Annotated in this window: 11 protein-coding genes and 1 pseudogene; 11 read left to right on the top strand and 1 reads right to left on the bottom strand. The window is 42.8% G+C overall.

Going from position 1 to position 15,703, the window contains the following annotated elements; genetic code table 11:
* Positions 1 to 145 precede the first annotated feature (145 nt).
* The 7 genes and pseudogenes from scrK to HMPREF2904_RS10615 all read left to right on the top strand — a co-directional run bounded on the left by scrK (position 146) and on the right by HMPREF2904_RS10615 (position 7,315).
* Positions 146 to 1,045: a fructokinase ScrK gene (gene scrK / locus HMPREF2904_RS10645; RefSeq protein WP_070662694.1), complete on the top strand. Its 900-nt coding sequence runs from the start codon at positions 146 to 148 to the stop codon at positions 1,043 to 1,045.
* A gap of 95 nt (positions 1,046 to 1,140) precedes the next feature.
* Positions 1,141 to 1,550, top strand: a pseudogene (locus HMPREF2904_RS10640) (peptide deformylase).
* Positions 1,551 to 1,686: 136 nt separating this feature from the next.
* Complete coding sequence (locus tag HMPREF2904_RS10635; RefSeq protein WP_070662691.1) at positions 1,687 to 2,133, top strand: MarR family winged helix-turn-helix transcriptional regulator; 447 nt, start codon at positions 1,687 to 1,689, stop codon at positions 2,131 to 2,133.
* Complete coding sequence (locus tag HMPREF2904_RS10630) at positions 2,130 to 3,932, top strand: ABC transporter ATP-binding protein (protein WP_070662689.1); 1,803 nt, start codon at positions 2,130 to 2,132, stop codon at positions 3,930 to 3,932. The genes HMPREF2904_RS10635 and HMPREF2904_RS10630 overlap by 4 nt, the downstream gene beginning before the upstream one ends.
* Positions 3,925 to 5,685: an ABC transporter ATP-binding protein gene (locus tag HMPREF2904_RS10625; RefSeq protein ID WP_070662686.1), complete on the top strand. Its 1,761-nt coding sequence runs from the start codon at positions 3,925 to 3,927 to the stop codon at positions 5,683 to 5,685. The genes HMPREF2904_RS10630 and HMPREF2904_RS10625 overlap by 8 nt, the downstream gene beginning before the upstream one ends.
* A gap of 404 nt (positions 5,686 to 6,089) precedes the next feature.
* Positions 6,090 to 6,605, top strand: a complete 516-nt coding sequence (locus HMPREF2904_RS10620; protein ID WP_070662683.1) for a phosphatase PAP2 family protein — start codon at positions 6,090 to 6,092, stop codon at positions 6,603 to 6,605.
* Positions 6,606 to 6,688: 83 nt separating this feature from the next.
* Positions 6,689 to 7,315: a GNAT family N-acetyltransferase gene (locus HMPREF2904_RS10615; protein ID WP_070662680.1), complete on the top strand. Its 627-nt coding sequence runs from the start codon at positions 6,689 to 6,691 to the stop codon at positions 7,313 to 7,315.
* Positions 7,316 to 7,613: 298 nt separating this feature from the next.
* Here HMPREF2904_RS10615 and queG read toward each other — a convergent pair whose 3' ends face one another.
* Positions 7,614 to 8,753, bottom strand: a complete 1,140-nt coding sequence (gene queG, locus HMPREF2904_RS10605) for a tRNA epoxyqueuosine(34) reductase QueG (protein WP_070662674.1) — start codon at positions 8,751 to 8,753, stop codon at positions 7,614 to 7,616.
* A gap of 115 nt (positions 8,754 to 8,868) precedes the next feature.
* Here queG and manA point away from each other — a divergent pair, with 115 nt between their 5' ends.
* From manA to secA, 4 genes are all read left to right on the top strand, one after another.
* Complete coding sequence (gene manA, locus HMPREF2904_RS10600; protein ID WP_070662671.1) at positions 8,869 to 9,813, top strand: mannose-6-phosphate isomerase, class I; 945 nt, start codon at positions 8,869 to 8,871, stop codon at positions 9,811 to 9,813.
* Positions 9,814 to 10,045: 232 nt separating this feature from the next.
* Positions 10,046 to 10,786, top strand: a complete 741-nt coding sequence (locus tag HMPREF2904_RS10595; protein ID WP_070662669.1) for a MerR family transcriptional regulator — start codon at positions 10,046 to 10,048, stop codon at positions 10,784 to 10,786.
* Between the two features lie 375 nt (positions 10,787 to 11,161).
* A complete protein-coding gene (locus tag HMPREF2904_RS10590) occupies positions 11,162 to 13,006 on the top strand; it encodes an APC family permease (protein ID WP_049484013.1) in 1,845 nt (614 codons plus the stop codon).
* 174 nt (positions 13,007 to 13,180) lie between these two features.
* A complete protein-coding gene (gene secA / locus HMPREF2904_RS10585; protein ID WP_021153773.1) occupies positions 13,181 to 15,700 on the top strand; it encodes a preprotein translocase subunit SecA in 2,520 nt (839 codons plus the stop codon).
* Positions 15,701 to 15,703: the final 3 nt, after the last annotated feature.

Genomic DNA, 15,703 nt, shown 5'->3' with positions numbered 1-15,703 from the left:
TCTCAAGGACTGGTCAGATCATCTCCAGTCCTTGAATTTTATTTCTCAAAAAAAGTGTGCTTTTTCTTTAGAGAAGATAAAAAGATTGACGATAAAATATGCTATAATAAATACAGGATGTTTTTCATAATAAAAAGGAGCCAACATGACAAAATTATACGGAAGTTTGGAAGCTGGCGGTACAAAATTTGTTTGTGCGGTTGGTGATGAAAACTACAATGTGATTGAAAAAGTACAATTTCCAACAACCAAGCCAATTGAGACTATTGATAAGACTATTGAATTTTTCTCAAAATTTGACAACTTGGCTGGTTTAGCAATTGGATCGTTCGGTCCGATTGATATTGATCCAAATTCGAAAACTTATGGTTTCATCACAACGACTCCAAAACCAAATTGGGCCAATGTAGATATTGTTGGAGCGATTCGTCGTGCTTTAAATGTACCCATCTATTTCACGACAGATGTGAATAGCTCTGCCTATGGAGAAGTGGTGGCACGTAATAATGCGGGTGGCCACATCGAAAATTTGGTTTACTATACTATCGGAACAGGGATCGGTGCTGGTGTTATCCAACGTGGTGAGTTTATCGGGGGTGCTGGACACCCAGAAATGGGTCACTACTATGTTGCCCAACACCCAATGGATGTAGAAAAAGAATTCAAGGGTGTTTGTCCTTTCCACAATGGCTGTTTGGAAGGCTTTGCGGCTGGTCCAAGTCTCGAAGCTCGTACAGGTATTCGTGGGGAAAACATTGAACTCAACAGCAATGTATGGGATATTCAAGCCTACTACATCGCACAAGCAGCAGTGAATGCGACAGTTACCTTCCGCCCAGACATCATTGTCTTTGGAGGAGGAGTAATGGCTCAACAACATATGCTGGATCGTGTGCGGACGAAATTTACAGCTTTATTGAACGGTTACCTCCCTGTACCAGATGTGAGAGATTATATTGTGACACCTGCAGTTGCTGGCAATGGTTCAGCGACCTTGGGGAACTTTGTTCTTGCAAAAGAAGTGAGCGAGAAGTTTAAAAAATAAGTAGCAATTGTCTCTTAGAGGTTAGAAATAAGAGCGAGACCGAGACAGATTTGTCTCGGTTTCTTTCGTCTATCTATAAAGAAGAGAGGGAAGGAATGAAAAAGAATATTGTGAAGGATGTCTTATTCTTGGGTCAAAAGTCAGAAGAAGCGACACTTGAGGATCGCCCTTGGCTTTTGATTTGCAGGATACCTTAAATGCTCATCTCCTTGAGTGTGTGGGTTTGGCGGCCAATATGATCGGAGTGAAAAAGCGGGCGATTATCATTCGAATGGGCAATGAAAATCTGGTCATGTTTAATCCTGTTCTCCTTGAAAAGAAAAAGCCTTATCAAACAGAGGAAGGATGTTTATCTTTAGTGGGGAGTCGGCCAACAACTCGTTATGAGGAGATGACAGTGGCCTATCGAGATGTGAATTGGAAAGCCAAAACAATTCATTTGTCAGGTTTTCCAGCCCAGATCTGTCAGCATGAGATGGATCATCTAGAAGGCATTATTATCTAAAGATGAAGGATGGAGTCGATTCGGCTCCATTTTTTTAGTTCTTATGGAAACTTTTTTCTTGACAGGGATCTTTTTTGTGTTAAAATAGTTCTCATGGTAACTTTAAAGTTCTTAAGAGAACTATTTGGAGGAAATGATGGACAAACCTTTACAAGAATTTAGAAAACTAGGGCATCTGATCCACCTCATGGTAGAAAGAGAGGCCAAGAAGAGAGGGCTTGAATTTAGCGCAGGACCACAAGGTCAGGTATTGAGCTTTTTATCTCATCGTGAGAAAGAAGGAAAAGTGACCTTGATTCGGGATGTTGAGCAGGAACTTCATATCTCAAAATCCGTGACGAGTAACCTGATCAAGCGGATGGAGAAAAATGGCTTCATTTATCTAGAGGCTAGTCCGACAGATAAACGGGCCAAGTATGTCTACCTAACAGACAGTGTGAAAAATAAGTTGAATGACATGAAACAATTCTTTGAGGAAGTGGACCAGAAGATGATGGCTGGTGTATCAGAAGAAGAATTGGCCATCTTTTTCAAGGTCATGCATCAATTTTATGAGAATATGAAAAAAAGGAGCGAGGAATGATCAATATGTTTCGGCGGTTAACCGCCAAAGAATGGGGCATGATTGCCCTTAGTACGGTCTTTATCTGTCTGGCTGTTTGGATGGATTTAAAGACTCCTGAATACTTATCTGATATCACGACCCTCTTAGCTAAGGATGGGACCAAGGTTTCGGAGATTATGGATCCGGGAAGCAAGATGTTGCTTTTCTCCTTTGGAAGCTTTTTGATGGCAGTTTTTGTGGGCTTTTTGGCTTCACGAGTCGCTGCCAGCTTTACGACGCGACTTCGAGGAGAGATTTTTCACCAAGTGATGGATTACTCTGATGCCGAGATCAAGAAATTCTCCGTTCCCTCTCTCTTAACTCGTACAACCAATGATTTGACCCAGTTACAAATCATGATTGTCATGGGGATGCAGGTCGTGACGCGTGGTCCCATTATGGCGATTTGGGCTTTGACCAAGATTTGGGGCAAGAGCAGTGCCTGGACAACTTCTGTTGGGATTGCGGTCTTGATGGTCTTGATTCTGCTTTCTGTTCTGGTTCTTATTGCCTTTCCACGCCAGCAAAAGGTTCAAGGTTTGACCGATGCCTTGAATGCGACGACGCGGGAGAGTTTGACTGGGGTGCGGGTCGTTCGCGCCTACAATGCGGAAGCTTATCAAAATGAGAAATTCCAGGCTGAAAACAAGGGCTTAACCCGTCTAAATCTCTTTGTTTATCGTTTGATGTCTCTGATGAACCCTGTCATGACAGTGGTATCAAGTGGCTTGACCCTTGCTATCTACTGGATTGGGGCGCACTTGATCAATGATATCACCATGCCAACAAATCCTACAAAGCTTGCGGTGAGTTCTGCCTTAGCGGATCGGACCAAGGTCTTCTCAGATATGATCACCTTCTCTTCTTACGCTATGCAGGTTGTCGTTGGCTTTATGATGATGGTGGCCATCTTGATTATTCTTCCTCGTGCCTTGGTATCCGCAAAACGGATTAATCAGGTCTTGGCTCTTGAACCGTCTGTAGCCTTCCCAAGTGAGTCAAAAGAAAAATCAGACCAAGCAGGTACCGTAGAATTTCAAGATGTTTCCTTTAGATATGGACGGACTTCTCGTGCTGTGATTGAGCATGTGACCTTCTCAGCTCAAAAGGGACAAACCGTTGCCTTCATCGGGTCGACTGGTTCTGGTAAATCCACTTTGGTCAACTTAATTCCACGTTTTTACGATGCGACAGAAGGAAAGATCTTAGTGGATGGGGTGAATGTCAAGAATTATAGCCACCAAGAATTGAATAATAAAGTCGGCTATATCCCCCAAAAAGCTGTGCTCTTTAGCGGCACGATTCGCTCTAATATGGAATTTGGAGAAAGTAGTCAAGGAAAATTAGAGGATGAAGCCATCTGGAAAGCCCTTGAATTGGCCCAAGCCAAAGAGTTTGTTGTCACAAAAGAGAAGGGCTTGGATACAGAAGTAGCGCAAGGAGGAAGCAACTTCTCTGGCGGTCAACGTCAACGCTTGGCCATTGCGCGTGCCCTTGCACGCAAGCCCGAGATCCTCATCTTTGATGATTCCTTCTCAGCCCTGGATTACAAAACGGATCGTATCTTGCGCCAAGCCCTGAAAGAAGAGCTGGCAGATACGACCAAATTGATCGTTGCCCAACGGATTTCGACAATTATGGATGCGGATTTGATTTTGGTCTTGGATCAAGGGAAGGTCGTCGGTCAAGGCACCCACAAAGAATTGCTTGCGACCAATGAAGTCTATCAAGAAATTGCCTATTCACAATTGTCTAAGGAGGAGTTGGAACATGCATAAAACAAAACAAGATTCGTCCCTTTGGAGACAACTTTCTCCCTATTTGAAGGGCTTCCACCTATTTTTCCTAGTTGCTATCCTCTTTTCAATCGTATCGAGTATTATCACGGTTATTGGACCGGATAAGTTAAAAGAAATCACGGATACCATCACAAAAGGGATGGGAGGCGCCATTGATATTGACAAAATCACTTCGATTGCCCTGACCTTAGCCATCCTTTATGGAGTTGGAGCACTGGTGTCCTACAGCAGTAGTTTTATTATCTCAACGATGATTCAGCGCTTCGCAGAACGCTTGCGAAATGCCATCGCTGAAAAGATCAATCGTGTACCTCTCCAATATTTTGATAGCCATGAACAAGGAGATACCTTGTCTCGTGTGACCAATGACGTGGATTTGATGACCCAATCCTTTAACCAAAGTTTGGTTCAAATGGTCTCCTCTATCGTCTTATTGATTGGATCTATCTTTATGATGTTTAAGACGGACTGGCACTTAGCTGTCACAGCGATTGTATCCGTCTTTGCCGGCTTTGCTCTTTCCAGCATCATTATGGTCAAGAGTCAGCCTTTGTTTAAACAGCAACAAGATAATCTTGCCAAAGTTTCAGGCTATGTTGAAGAAATCTATAGTGGACATAATGTTGTTATTTCCTACAATGGCCGTCATCAAGCCAAAGATCATTTTGATGCCATCAATCAAGATTTGTATCAAAGCATGTGGAAATCCCAATTCTTCTCTGGGATTATGATGCCCTTGATGCAGTTTGTAGGGAATTTTGGTTATGTCATGGTCTGTATCGTAGGGGCTGCCCTCACCATTAATGGAGATATTACCATTGGGACCATTGTGGCCTTTATGACCTATGTCCGTATCTTTACCCAACCAATTGGTCAAATGGCCCAAGGAATTACCCAATTACAATCAGCTAGTGCTGCTATGAGGCGTGTCTTTGAATTCTTAGACGAAGAAGAAATGGAAGACGAATCCCAAAAAACACGTCAATTGGAAACAACAAAAGGTCATGTAAAATTTGAGCATGTTCGTTTTGGCTATTCACCAGATAAGACTATTATCCATGACTTTACAGCTGAAGCGAAGCCAGGACAAAAGGTCGCTATTGTTGGTCCAACAGGTGCTGGTAAGACCACCATGGTCAATCTCTTGATGCGCTTTTACGACATTCAAGCTGGTAAAATTACCATCGATGGTGTGGATACTAAGGCCATGAGCCGTGAAGAAGTTCATGATGCCTTTTCGATGGTCTTACAAGATACCTGGCTCTTTGAAGGGACTATCCGGGAAAACCTGGTCTTCAATCAAACCGATATTTCAGATGAAGCGGTCGAAGCGGCAACCCGAGCGGTTGGGGTCCATCACTTTATTCGGACCTTACCGAATGGCTACGATACCGTATTAGATGATTCAGTGACCTTGTCCGTTGGTCAAAAGCAACTCTTGACCATTGCGCGTGCCCTCTTGAAGGATGCCCCGCTTCTTATCTTAGATGAAGCAACCTCATCTGTCGATACCCGTACAGAAGAGTTGATTCAAAAAGCCATGGACAAACTCATGGAAGGCCGGACCTCCTTTGTCATTGCCCATCGCTTGTCCACTATCCGTAATGCGGATCTGATTCTCGTGATGAAAGACGGAAATATTATCGAGCAAGGCAACCACCAAGAGCTCATGAGCCAAAATGGCTTCTATGCTGATCTCTATAATAGCCAATTCACAGAAGAAGTGGCGTAAAAATAAGATACAAAGGGCGTAACATACAAAGTGAAAAAATGAGAGTGGGACAGAAATCGGTAATTCGTTAGAATTCGATTTCGTCGTCCCACCTCCGAACAGTTGAGTAGGGCTGTAAAAACTGATGAAATCAGCGTAGTAGAGCCCACTCAACCACTGCGTCTTGCTCGACAATACAAAAACAATTAAGAGGCTAGGACTTTTGTCCCAGCCTCATTTTTTTATCGATAATAGTAATGGGAAAGACGATTCTTAGGTACAGAAAAATGACAAAGCGTCAAAAATAGATCGCTTCTAATGTGAAAAAGAAGAAAGAAAGGATAAAAAGGAGCCTGGCTTGACAGGCTTTCTTAGGATCGCGTATACTAGTAGTATAAAATAAGATGAAAGACAGGAGTGCCAACATGAAGCCCAATCTTCAAGATTATACGAAATTTTATCGTTGGCTAACCCTGCCTTTTACGAGAAAGCCACATCGTGTGCAGGTTCTTCAAAGGATGAATCGAATCTTGACGTTCGCCATGCCAGGCATCTACGGCCTGGCCTTTTGTTGGCTGTTTTTTAAGAAAACTTCAATGGGAGGAATCTGGCCTTTTATCTGGATCCCTGCTTCGGGTTTTGTCTTGTTTAGCCTCTTTCGTCATTGGGTCAATGTTCCAAGACCTTATGAAAAATGGGAGATTCAACCCTTATTAGAAAAAAATTCATCCGGTCATTCCTTTCCTAGCCGACATGTTTTTTCGGCGACCATTATCTCGATGTGTGTCTGTCAGTTGTCGCTTCCGCTTGGAATGTGCTCCATGCTCCTATCTCTTCTATTAGCCCTTGTCCGAGTTCTTGGAGGGGTTCATTATCCCAAGGATGTCCTCGTCGCTTGGGGATTGGGACTCGTCTGGGGAGGACTCTTTTTGCTGGCTTGAATGAACAAATTCCTAAAAATTGACCTTTGTCTAAGAGCGAGGGATAGTGTATACTGGAAAGTGGACTTAGAATAGGAGAGAAGATGAAGTACAGAAAAGCAAAAAAAGCAGATCTGGATCAGGTGGTTCGAGTAGCCAGTACAGCCTTTGAGGACTATCTATTTTTAAAAGTCATCAAGGATTTGGTGCGTGATCCCAAGCAGTATCCTGCCTTTGTTGAGGCAATGATGCGCATCCTGGTAAAGGTTTTTCTTAAGCACCATATTTGCCTTGTGGCAGAAAAAAATGATGAAATTTATGCAGTTGCCTTGTTGCAAAAGGGACCGATTCCTTTTCGGGCCTATCTCTTAAATGGGGGATTTGGTTTGCTCAAGTTTATTTCCTTGAAGAATATGTTGGCCTACTTTAAATTTATGGAGGACACGGATAAGGAATTGGAGCAAAATGTAGACTTTGATTGGTATTTGATGCTTCTCGCAGTCGCCCCTAAACACCAACGGCAGGGCTATGGCAGTCGCTTTATGACAGAAGGAATTGACCCTTTCTTGGAAGAGATCAAAGGGGAAAAACTAGCCTTTTATACCAATACCAAAGGAAATGTCTATTTTTATACAAAAAATGGCTACAAGGAAGTCTATTCAAGTGAGATTTGCTTTAACCAAGTAGAGATGGGTAGTTGGTATTTCTTGAAGGAATTAAAAAAACACTAAGGTTACAAGCTTAGTGTCAGATTGATGACAAAGTCATTTTAGAAACTTTCCTTAGGTGAGTACGGACGTCAGCGAACTTCTTTGAAGTTCCATGACTTAGTTTTGAGCCTAAGGTCTCAAAACTCCCGAGCTCTTGAAACTTAATAGTTTCAAGAGCTTTTCTCACGTCGGAAAGTTTCAGTTGATGATTGAATAATTCTAACGAATAAATTTTTTTATTTTTACAGAAGTTAATAGATTTGTATAAAATAGCAATTTGTATACGCTTTCGCATTAAGGCGACAACCTTAGTGTTTTTTCATTGTAGCTGTGAATCTGCTTGAATGCCGAATTTTTCAAAGAAAGCAGTTCGTTCTTCTATGATAGCATCGGTCGGATGTTTGATATTCCGTAAGAGCTCAACAAGGTCTGGCGTGACTTCACGGAGCAGTTGCCCTAAAGACCAGATAGCCGTTGCAATATGGATCTGATTTTGTGAAGTTTCGATGATGTTCAGGAGCTTAGGGATGGCCGAGCGGTCATTGGCATTGGCTAGTGCGATAATAGCATTGCGTTGGAGGATATTCTTACCTCGCCAGCTTCCAGCAACATGCCCGAATTTTTCTTTAAATTGTCCGTTGGACAGTTCTATAAAGGGAATCAACTCTGGATGAGCCAGATCAGGATCGATTTCTGTTGCCAAGGGATTATCTAGCCCTTTATTATAAGGGCAGCTAATCTGACAGATGTCACATCCATAGATGACCGTTTTAATTTTCTTGCGAAATCCTAGGTCCATCATGCCCTTGTCCTGAGTTTGGAAGGACAAACAGCGTTTGGCATTCATAGAGCCATCTCCGATTAAACAGGAGGTTGGGCATGCATCTAAACAACGTCGACAGTCTCCACAACCATAGTCGACAGGCTGATCTGGTTCAATTTCGAGATTGGTAATCAATTCCCCCAGAAACATGTAAGAACCGTATTCTTTTGAAATGACCAAGCCATTTTTTCCGATAAAGCCAATACCAGCTCGTTGGGCGACAGCCGTATCAACCAGTGCTCCAGTATCGACCATGCCCTTGTATTCAAAATCTTGCGTCATTTCTTCAATCCCAGCAGCTAAGCGGTTGAGCTTGTCTTGAAGGACATAATGGTAGTCTAATCCCCAGCTGTTGGGCGTGAATTTTCCTCTTTTATAGGCTGTTTTTTGAGGTTGCTGCTTGAGTTTGTGGGGGTAGGCGACAGCGATTGAGATGATGGTCTTAGCGGAGGAGAGACTTAATTTGGGTTGGATGCGCTCTTCAATATTCTTATGCTCGAATCCAGAATTCCGTCCTTCCTCAACGGCCAAGCGGAGCGATTTTTCCAAATAAGCGAAGTCATCAGCGGTTGTAAAGCCAATTTTTGAAATCCCAATAGAATGAGCCAGTTGGATAATGTTTTCTTTTAGTGTCATCCCTTTCATTATACACAAAAATGAAGTTTCTGGCGAGAGAGGAAAATGATGGAAAGGGCTTTCAAAAACTTTCTTTTTTTTGTATAATAGAAACATGAAATGCGAGGAGGATATTATGGGACAACCATTATTTTTACATTCAGTCATGCAGGAAAAAATTTGGGGAGGAACTCGTCTGAAAGAAGAATTTGGTTACGAAATTCCGAGCGACCATGTCGGTGAATTTTGGGCGATTTCAGCCCATCCACATGGGGTTTCTAAAGTAGCCAATGGTCCATACGAAGGAATGGGATTGGATCAGCTCTATCAAGAGCATCGGGAATTATTCGGTAATCGTAAAGAGCCTGTCTTTCCTTTATTAACAAAGATTTTGGATGCCAACAATTGGCTCAGTGTACAGGTGCACCCAGATGATACCTATGCAATGGAGCATGAAGGAGAACTTGGAAAAACTGAGTGTTGGTATGTGATTGCGGCTGATGAAGGATCTGAGATTATCTATGGGCACAATGCCAAGTCAAAAGAAGAACTCCGCCAGCAAATTGAGGACAAGAACTGGGATGCCTTGCTGACAAAAGTTCCTGTCAAGGCTGGAGATTTCTTCTATGTGCCAAGTGGGACCATGCATGCCATTGGATCTGGAATATTGATTCTTGAAACCCAACAGTCGAGTGACACCACCTACCGGGTTTATGATTTTGACCGTAAGGATGCTCAAGGAAACTTGCGTGAACTTCACTTGGAAAAATCAATTGATGTGTTAAACATCGGTGAGCCTGCCAATAGCCATCCAGATACAGTTGTAATCGATGATCTTCGTATGACCACCTTGGTTGCAAGTGATTTCTTCACCGTTTATAAGTGGGAACTGACTGGAAAAGCTGATTTTGAAAAGACCGCTGATTACAGCTTATTGAGCGTCTTAGCCGGAGAAGGTAAATTGACGGTAGATGGAAAGGATTATCCTATTCAAAAAGGAAGCCACTTTATCTTACCGAGCGATGTTGAATCCTGGACTTTGGAAGGGCAAGGTTTAGAATTGATCGTAAGTCATCCATAAAAAAGAAGGGGTTTGAGTTAAAAGCTATGAAACAACTCAAGCCTTTTTATCTGAAAACTTTTTTTATGTTAAGCCTTGACTCTGACCTAAGGGGAGGGATTATACTATCCATGTAATACTCTTCGAAAATCAAATTCAAACCACGTCAGCATCGCCTTGCCGTACTCAAGTACAGCCTGCGGCTAGCTTCCTAGTTTGCTCTTTGATCTTCATTGAGTATAAGGAGGAAATCATGTACCATATCAAAGAAGCTGCAGAGCTGTCGGGTGTCTCTGTCAAGACCTTGCACCACTATGACAAGATAGGACTTCTCGTCCCTGTGAAATCTGAAAATGGCTATCGGACATACAGTCAAGAAGATTTAGAACGATTACAGGTGATTCTCTACTACAAGTATCTAGGGTTTTCCTTAGACCAAATAGCAGAACTCTTAGCTGAAGAAAAATCTAACTTATTGCCCCATTTGACCAAACAGTTGGACTATTTGACTCAAGAAAGACAACGTCTGGATACCTTGATTTCTACCTTGCAAAAAACCATTCAAGAACAAAAAGGAGAAAGAAAAATGACCATTGAGGAAAAATTTACTGGATTTAGCTACCAAGATACTCAAAAATACCAGCAAGAGGCGGTAGATAAGTACGGTCAAGAAGTCATGGATCAAGCGCTTGAACGTCAAAAAGGGCGTGAAGATGAGGCTACGGAAGCCTTCAACCAAGTTTTTCAAACTTTGGCGCAAAATCTCAATGATGGTCTATCCGTATCTGCAAATGAAAACCAAGATCAAGCCGCCAAACTTTTAGACGCGATTCGAACGTATGGATTTGACTGCTCTATAGAAGTTTTTGGCCATATCGGCAAAGGCTATGTTTATAATCCAGAATTCAAGGAAAACATCGACAAGTTTGGAGTTGGCACAGCCCAGTACACTTCGGATGTCATTGCCTTTTATGTCGAAAATCAAGCAAAATAAAAAAGTGAGAGTGGGACAGAAATCGGTAATTCGTTAGAATTCGATTTCGTCGTCCCACCTCCGAACAGTTGAGTAGGGCTGTAAAAACTGATGAAATCAGCGTAGTAGAGCCCACTCAACCACTGCGTCTTGCTCGACAATCCAAAAATAATTGAGAGGCTAGGATTTTTGTCCCAGCCTCGTTTTTTGCTTGGATCAATTTGAAAAGAAGCTGGCTGATCTAAGAGAGCTTGAATGAATGAACATAATGAAAGTTTTATGAAAATTTCACAATTTTAGTTGACAGTCTTGAAAAAAAGGAGTAGAATAACCCCTGTTTTATGAAAAAGAGGCAGGGAACTCCCGGCCTCATGATCTTTTTTCAAGGAGTTTTTTATGTTTTCAACATTGAAAAAATGGTTTATTGGCCGTCCATTGAAATCTGGTGCAGAAGGTGAAGGCGGATTGCTTGGGAAAATGCAGGCCTTGGCTATGCTCTCTAGTGACGCGCTTTCTTCTATCGCCTACGGTCCAGAGCAAGTTATCCTGGTCTTGATGACCGTTTCAGCGGGAGCCATTTGGTGGTCCATTCCGATTGGGATTGTGGTCCTGGTTCTCCTAGCCAGTTTAACGATTTCTTATCGCCAGGTCATTCATGCCTACCCTCAAGGGGGAGGGGCCTACATGGTGACTACGGAGAACTTGTCTCCCAAAGCGGGTTTGATCGCTGGTGGTAGTCTCTTAGTCGACTACATGCTGACAGTGGCAGTATCTGTTTCTTCCGGTGCAGATGCCATCACGTCAGCGATTCCATCTCTTCATCCTTATAATCTTCACATTTCCATTTTATTGGTCTTGCTCTTGATGCTGATGAACCTGAGGGGATTGCGCGAATCAGCGACATCCTTGATGATTCCGGTCTATCTGTTCATTGTCAGTACCATTGCCTTGATCGGCTATGGTGTGATCCAAATCTTGACGGGTCACTTGGCCTATAACGCAACTGCTCATGTGGGTCAAACCATTTCAGGGGTTAGTGTCATTCTTTTATTGCGGGCCTTTACGAGTGGATCGGCTTCACTAACAGGGGTTGAAGCCATCTCCAATTCGGTTCCTTTCTTTAAGAAACCAAAAGCAAAGAATGCAGCCTCTACCTTGACCATCATGGCTTTGATTTTGGGGATCATGTTTGCAGGGATTACCTTCCTCAATTACTGGGTGGGTGTCGTTCCGGCAAAAGGGGTAACAACTCTAGCCCAAATGGCCCAAGCCATCTTAGGGAATTCCCCAGTCGGACAAGCCTTCTTTTACGTCTTCCAATTATCAACAGCCTTGATCTTGGCAGTTGCGGCTAATACCGGTTTCTCAGCCTTTCCAATGTTGGCCTTTAACATGGCTAAAAATAAATACATGCCACACATGTATATGGAAAAAGGGGATCGTCTGGGCTATTCTAATGGGATTTTGACCTTGGCGATTGGTGCCATCGTTTTGCTCTTGATCTTTGATGGGCAAACAGAAAGCTTGATTCCGCTTTATACCATCGGGGTCTTCATTCCTTTTGCCCTTTCTCAAACAGGGATGGTGATCCACTGGAAACGCCAATATCAAAAAGGATTTCTTAAGTATTCGCTTGCCAATATCCTGGGGGCAGCCATCTGTTATGGGATTGTCTTGATCCTCTTATTATTCCGTTTGCGTGAGATCTGGCCCTTCTTCCCTATTATTGGTCTCTTGCTTTGGATGTTCTTGAGTATCCGTAATCACTATGATAAAGTTGCGGCTCAATTGCGCTTGGGAGGTAAGATTGAAAAGACAAGTTATGCGGGCAATACCGTGATTGTCCTTGTTGGGAATGTCACTCAGGTAAGTGTGGGAGCTATGAGTTATGCAAATAGCCTAGGAAACGATGTTATAGCTATGCACGTCTCAACGGAAGAAACCAAGGTTAAAGATGCGGAAGTGGCGGAAGAATTTAAGCATTATTTCCCTCATATTCGCTTTGAAAATGTCATGACGAGTTACCGGGATATTATCCAGCCAACAGTTGAATTTGTCTCAAAAGTAGCTGAGGAGGCCAAGGAAAAAGGCAACACCGTTACAGTCTTAGTCCCTCAATTTATTCCTAAAAAACATTGGCAAAATATTCTCCACAACCAAATGAGTTTGAAATTGAAGTATGCACTTCGTTGGCATGAAGAAGTGGTTGTGGCAAGCTATTCTTACCATTTGTCTGAATAAACACCGTATATAGAAAAGATGTCTGCTTGAGCAGGCATCTTTTTGGATTTTCTTACACGAAAAAAACCACTCGAAAGTCTTGTAAGATACAGCCTTGATCTTGAAAAAATGTTTAAAAAATGCTAGAATAAAAAGAACATTTTAGATTTTGAAAAATTCAAAGTAAGGAAAAAAATGGCAAATTTATTAAAAACAATTATTGAAAATGATCGAGGCGAAATCAAACGCCTTGAAAAAATGGCTGACAAGGTCTTTTCTTATGAAGACCAAATGGCAGCTTTGACGGATGACGAATTAAAAGCGAAAACAGTTGAGTTTAAGCAACGCTACCAAGATGGTGAGTCTTTGGATGATCTCTTGTACGAGGCTTTTGCAGTTGTTCGTGAAGCTGCAAAACGGGTTCTTGGTTTGTTCCCATACAAGGTTCAGGTCATGGGGGGAATCGTCCTTCACCATGGTGACGTTCCAGAGATGCGTACAGGGGAAGGAAAAACCCTGACAGCCACCATGCCGGTATACTTGAATGCCTTGTCTGGCAAAGGGGTACACGTTGTTACCGTCAATGAATACTTGACCGAGCGGGATGCAACAGAGATGGGAGAACTTTACTCATGGCTTGGTCTTTCAGTAGGGATCAACCTTGCAGCAAAATCTCCAGCTGAGAAAAAAGAAGCTTACCTCTGTGATATCACTTACTCAACCAACTCAGAGATCGGGTTTGACTACTTGCGTGACAACATGGTTGTGCGCGCAGAAAACATGGTTCAACGTCCATTGAACTATGCCTTGGTCGATGAGGTAGACTCCATCTTGATTGACGAAGCCCGTACTCCATTGATCGTTTCTGGTCAGACAGCTTCTGATACGAGCCAGCTCTACCACATGGCGGATGCTTATGTGAAGACCTTGACAGAGGACGATTACATTATCGATGTCCCATCTAAAACCATCGGTTTGTCTGATTCAGGAATCGATAAAGCAGAAAGCTACTTTAATCTTGAAAACTTGTACGATATTGAAAACGTAGCTTTGACTCACTTTATCGACAATGCCCTTCGTGCCAACTACATCATGATTTTGGATATCGACTATGTGGTCAGCGAAGATCAAGAAATCTTGATCGTTGACCAATTTACTGGTCGGACCATGGAAGGTCGTCGTTATTCTGATGGTCTTCACCAAGCGATCGAAGCCAAAGAAGGTGTTCCAGTTCAAGAAGAAACCAAAACATCTGCATCGATTACTTACCAAAACCTCTTCCGTATGTACAAGAAGTTGTCAGGGATGACAGGGACAGGGAAAACTGAAGAAGAAGAATTCCGTGAAATTTATAACATTCGCGTGATTCCAATTCCAACCAACCGTCCGATTGCTCGTATTGACCATCCAGACCTTCTCTACCCAAGCTTGAAATCAAAATTCAAGGCTGTTGTGGAAGATGTCAAGTCTCGTCATGAAAAAGGTCAACCAGTCCTAGTAGGTACCGTTGCCGTTGAAACCAGTGATTACCTTTCTCAATTGTTGGTTCAAGCAGGTGTCCCTCACGAAGTTTTGAATGCGAAAAACCACTACAAAGAAGCGCAAATCATCATGAACGCTGGTCAACGTGGTGCTGTTACCATCGCGACCAACATGGCCGGACGTGGTACCGATATCAAGCTCGGTGAAGGAGTTCGTGAACTTGGTGGACTTTGTGTGATTGGTACAGAGCGTCACGAAAGCCGTCGTATTGATAACCAGTTGCGTGGACGTTCTGGACGTCAAGGGGACCCAGGTGAATCTCAATTCTACCTTTCTCTTGAAGATGAGTTGATGCGTCGTTTCGGTTCAGAGCGTATCAAAGCAGTGCTTGATCGCTTCAAGTTGAGCGAAGAAGAATCGGTGATCCGTTCAAATATGTTCACACGTCAAGTAGAGGGTGCACAAAAACGGGTTGAAGGAAACAACTACGATACCCGTAAACAAGTCCTTCAATACGATGACGTGATGCGGGAACAACGGGAAATTATCTACGCTGAACGCTATGATGTTATCACAGCTAACCGTGACTTGGCACCTGAAATCAAGGCCATGATCAAACGGACCATCAAACGGATTGTTGAAGGGGCCAGCCACTCAAGCAAGGAAGAACGCGTTGAAGCGATTCTGAACTTTGCCAAATACAATTTGGTTCCGGAAGATACGATTTCTGCAAGCGATATTGAAGGAAAATCTGACAAGGAAGTTATCGATTACTTGTATGCACGTGCAGAAGAAATCTATGCTAGCCAAGTAGCGAAATTGCGTGACGAAGAGTCTGTGCAAGAATTCCAAAAAGTCTTGATCCTTCGTGTGGTGGACAGCAAGTGGACGGACCATATCGATGCTTTGGATCAATTGCGAAATGCGGTTGGACTCCGTGGGTATGCGCAAAATAACCCAGTGGTAGAATACCAATCAGAAAGTTTCCGTATGTTTAACGATATGATCGGATCGATTGAATTTGATGTGACTCGTCTCATGATGAAAGCCCAAATTCACGAACAAGAACGTCCACGTACGGAACACAGTATTTCAACAACTGCGACTCGCAACATTGCAGCGCAACAACAAGATATTCCAGCAGATATTGACTTGTCACAAGTGAAACGCAACGATTTGTGCCCTTGTGGTTCAGGCAAGAAATTTAAAAACTGTCACGGACGTAAATTTTAAGAG

This window comes from Streptococcus sp. HMSC072G04 (assembly GCF_001813295.1).
GTDB lineage: Bacteria > Bacillota > Bacilli > Lactobacillales > Streptococcaceae > Streptococcus.
The sequence above is the reverse complement of the archived record's forward strand: the minus strand, read 5'-3'. Positions and strand labels throughout refer to the sequence as shown.

Bases quoted from the DNA above. Each gene is read 5' to 3' on its own strand.
- scrK (WP_070662694.1), top strand. From the start codon at position 146: ATGACAAAATTATACGGAAGTTTGGAAGCTGGCGGTACAAAATTTGTT.
- HMPREF2904_RS10635 (WP_070662691.1), top strand. From the start codon at position 1,687: ATGGACAAACCTTTACAAGAATTTAGAAAACTAGGGCATCTGATCCAC.
- HMPREF2904_RS10630 (WP_070662689.1), top strand. From the start codon at position 2,130: ATGATCAATATGTTTCGGCGGTTAACCGCCAAAGAATGGGGCATGATT.
- HMPREF2904_RS10625 (WP_070662686.1), top strand. From the start codon at position 3,925: ATGCATAAAACAAAACAAGATTCGTCCCTTTGGAGACAACTTTCTCCC.
- HMPREF2904_RS10620 (WP_070662683.1), top strand. From the start codon at position 6,090: ATGAAGCCCAATCTTCAAGATTATACGAAATTTTATCGTTGGCTAACC.
- HMPREF2904_RS10615 (WP_070662680.1), top strand. From the start codon at position 6,689: ATGAAGTACAGAAAAGCAAAAAAAGCAGATCTGGATCAGGTGGTTCGA.
- queG (WP_070662674.1), bottom strand. From the start codon at position 8,753: ATGACACTAAAAGAAAACATTATCCAACTGGCTCATTCTATTGGGATT.
- manA (WP_070662671.1), top strand. From the start codon at position 8,869: ATGGGACAACCATTATTTTTACATTCAGTCATGCAGGAAAAAATTTGG.
- HMPREF2904_RS10595 (WP_070662669.1), top strand. From the start codon at position 10,046: ATGTACCATATCAAAGAAGCTGCAGAGCTGTCGGGTGTCTCTGTCAAG.
- HMPREF2904_RS10590 (WP_049484013.1), top strand. From the start codon at position 11,162: ATGTTTTCAACATTGAAAAAATGGTTTATTGGCCGTCCATTGAAATCT.
- secA (WP_021153773.1), top strand. From the start codon at position 13,181: ATGGCAAATTTATTAAAAACAATTATTGAAAATGATCGAGGCGAAATC.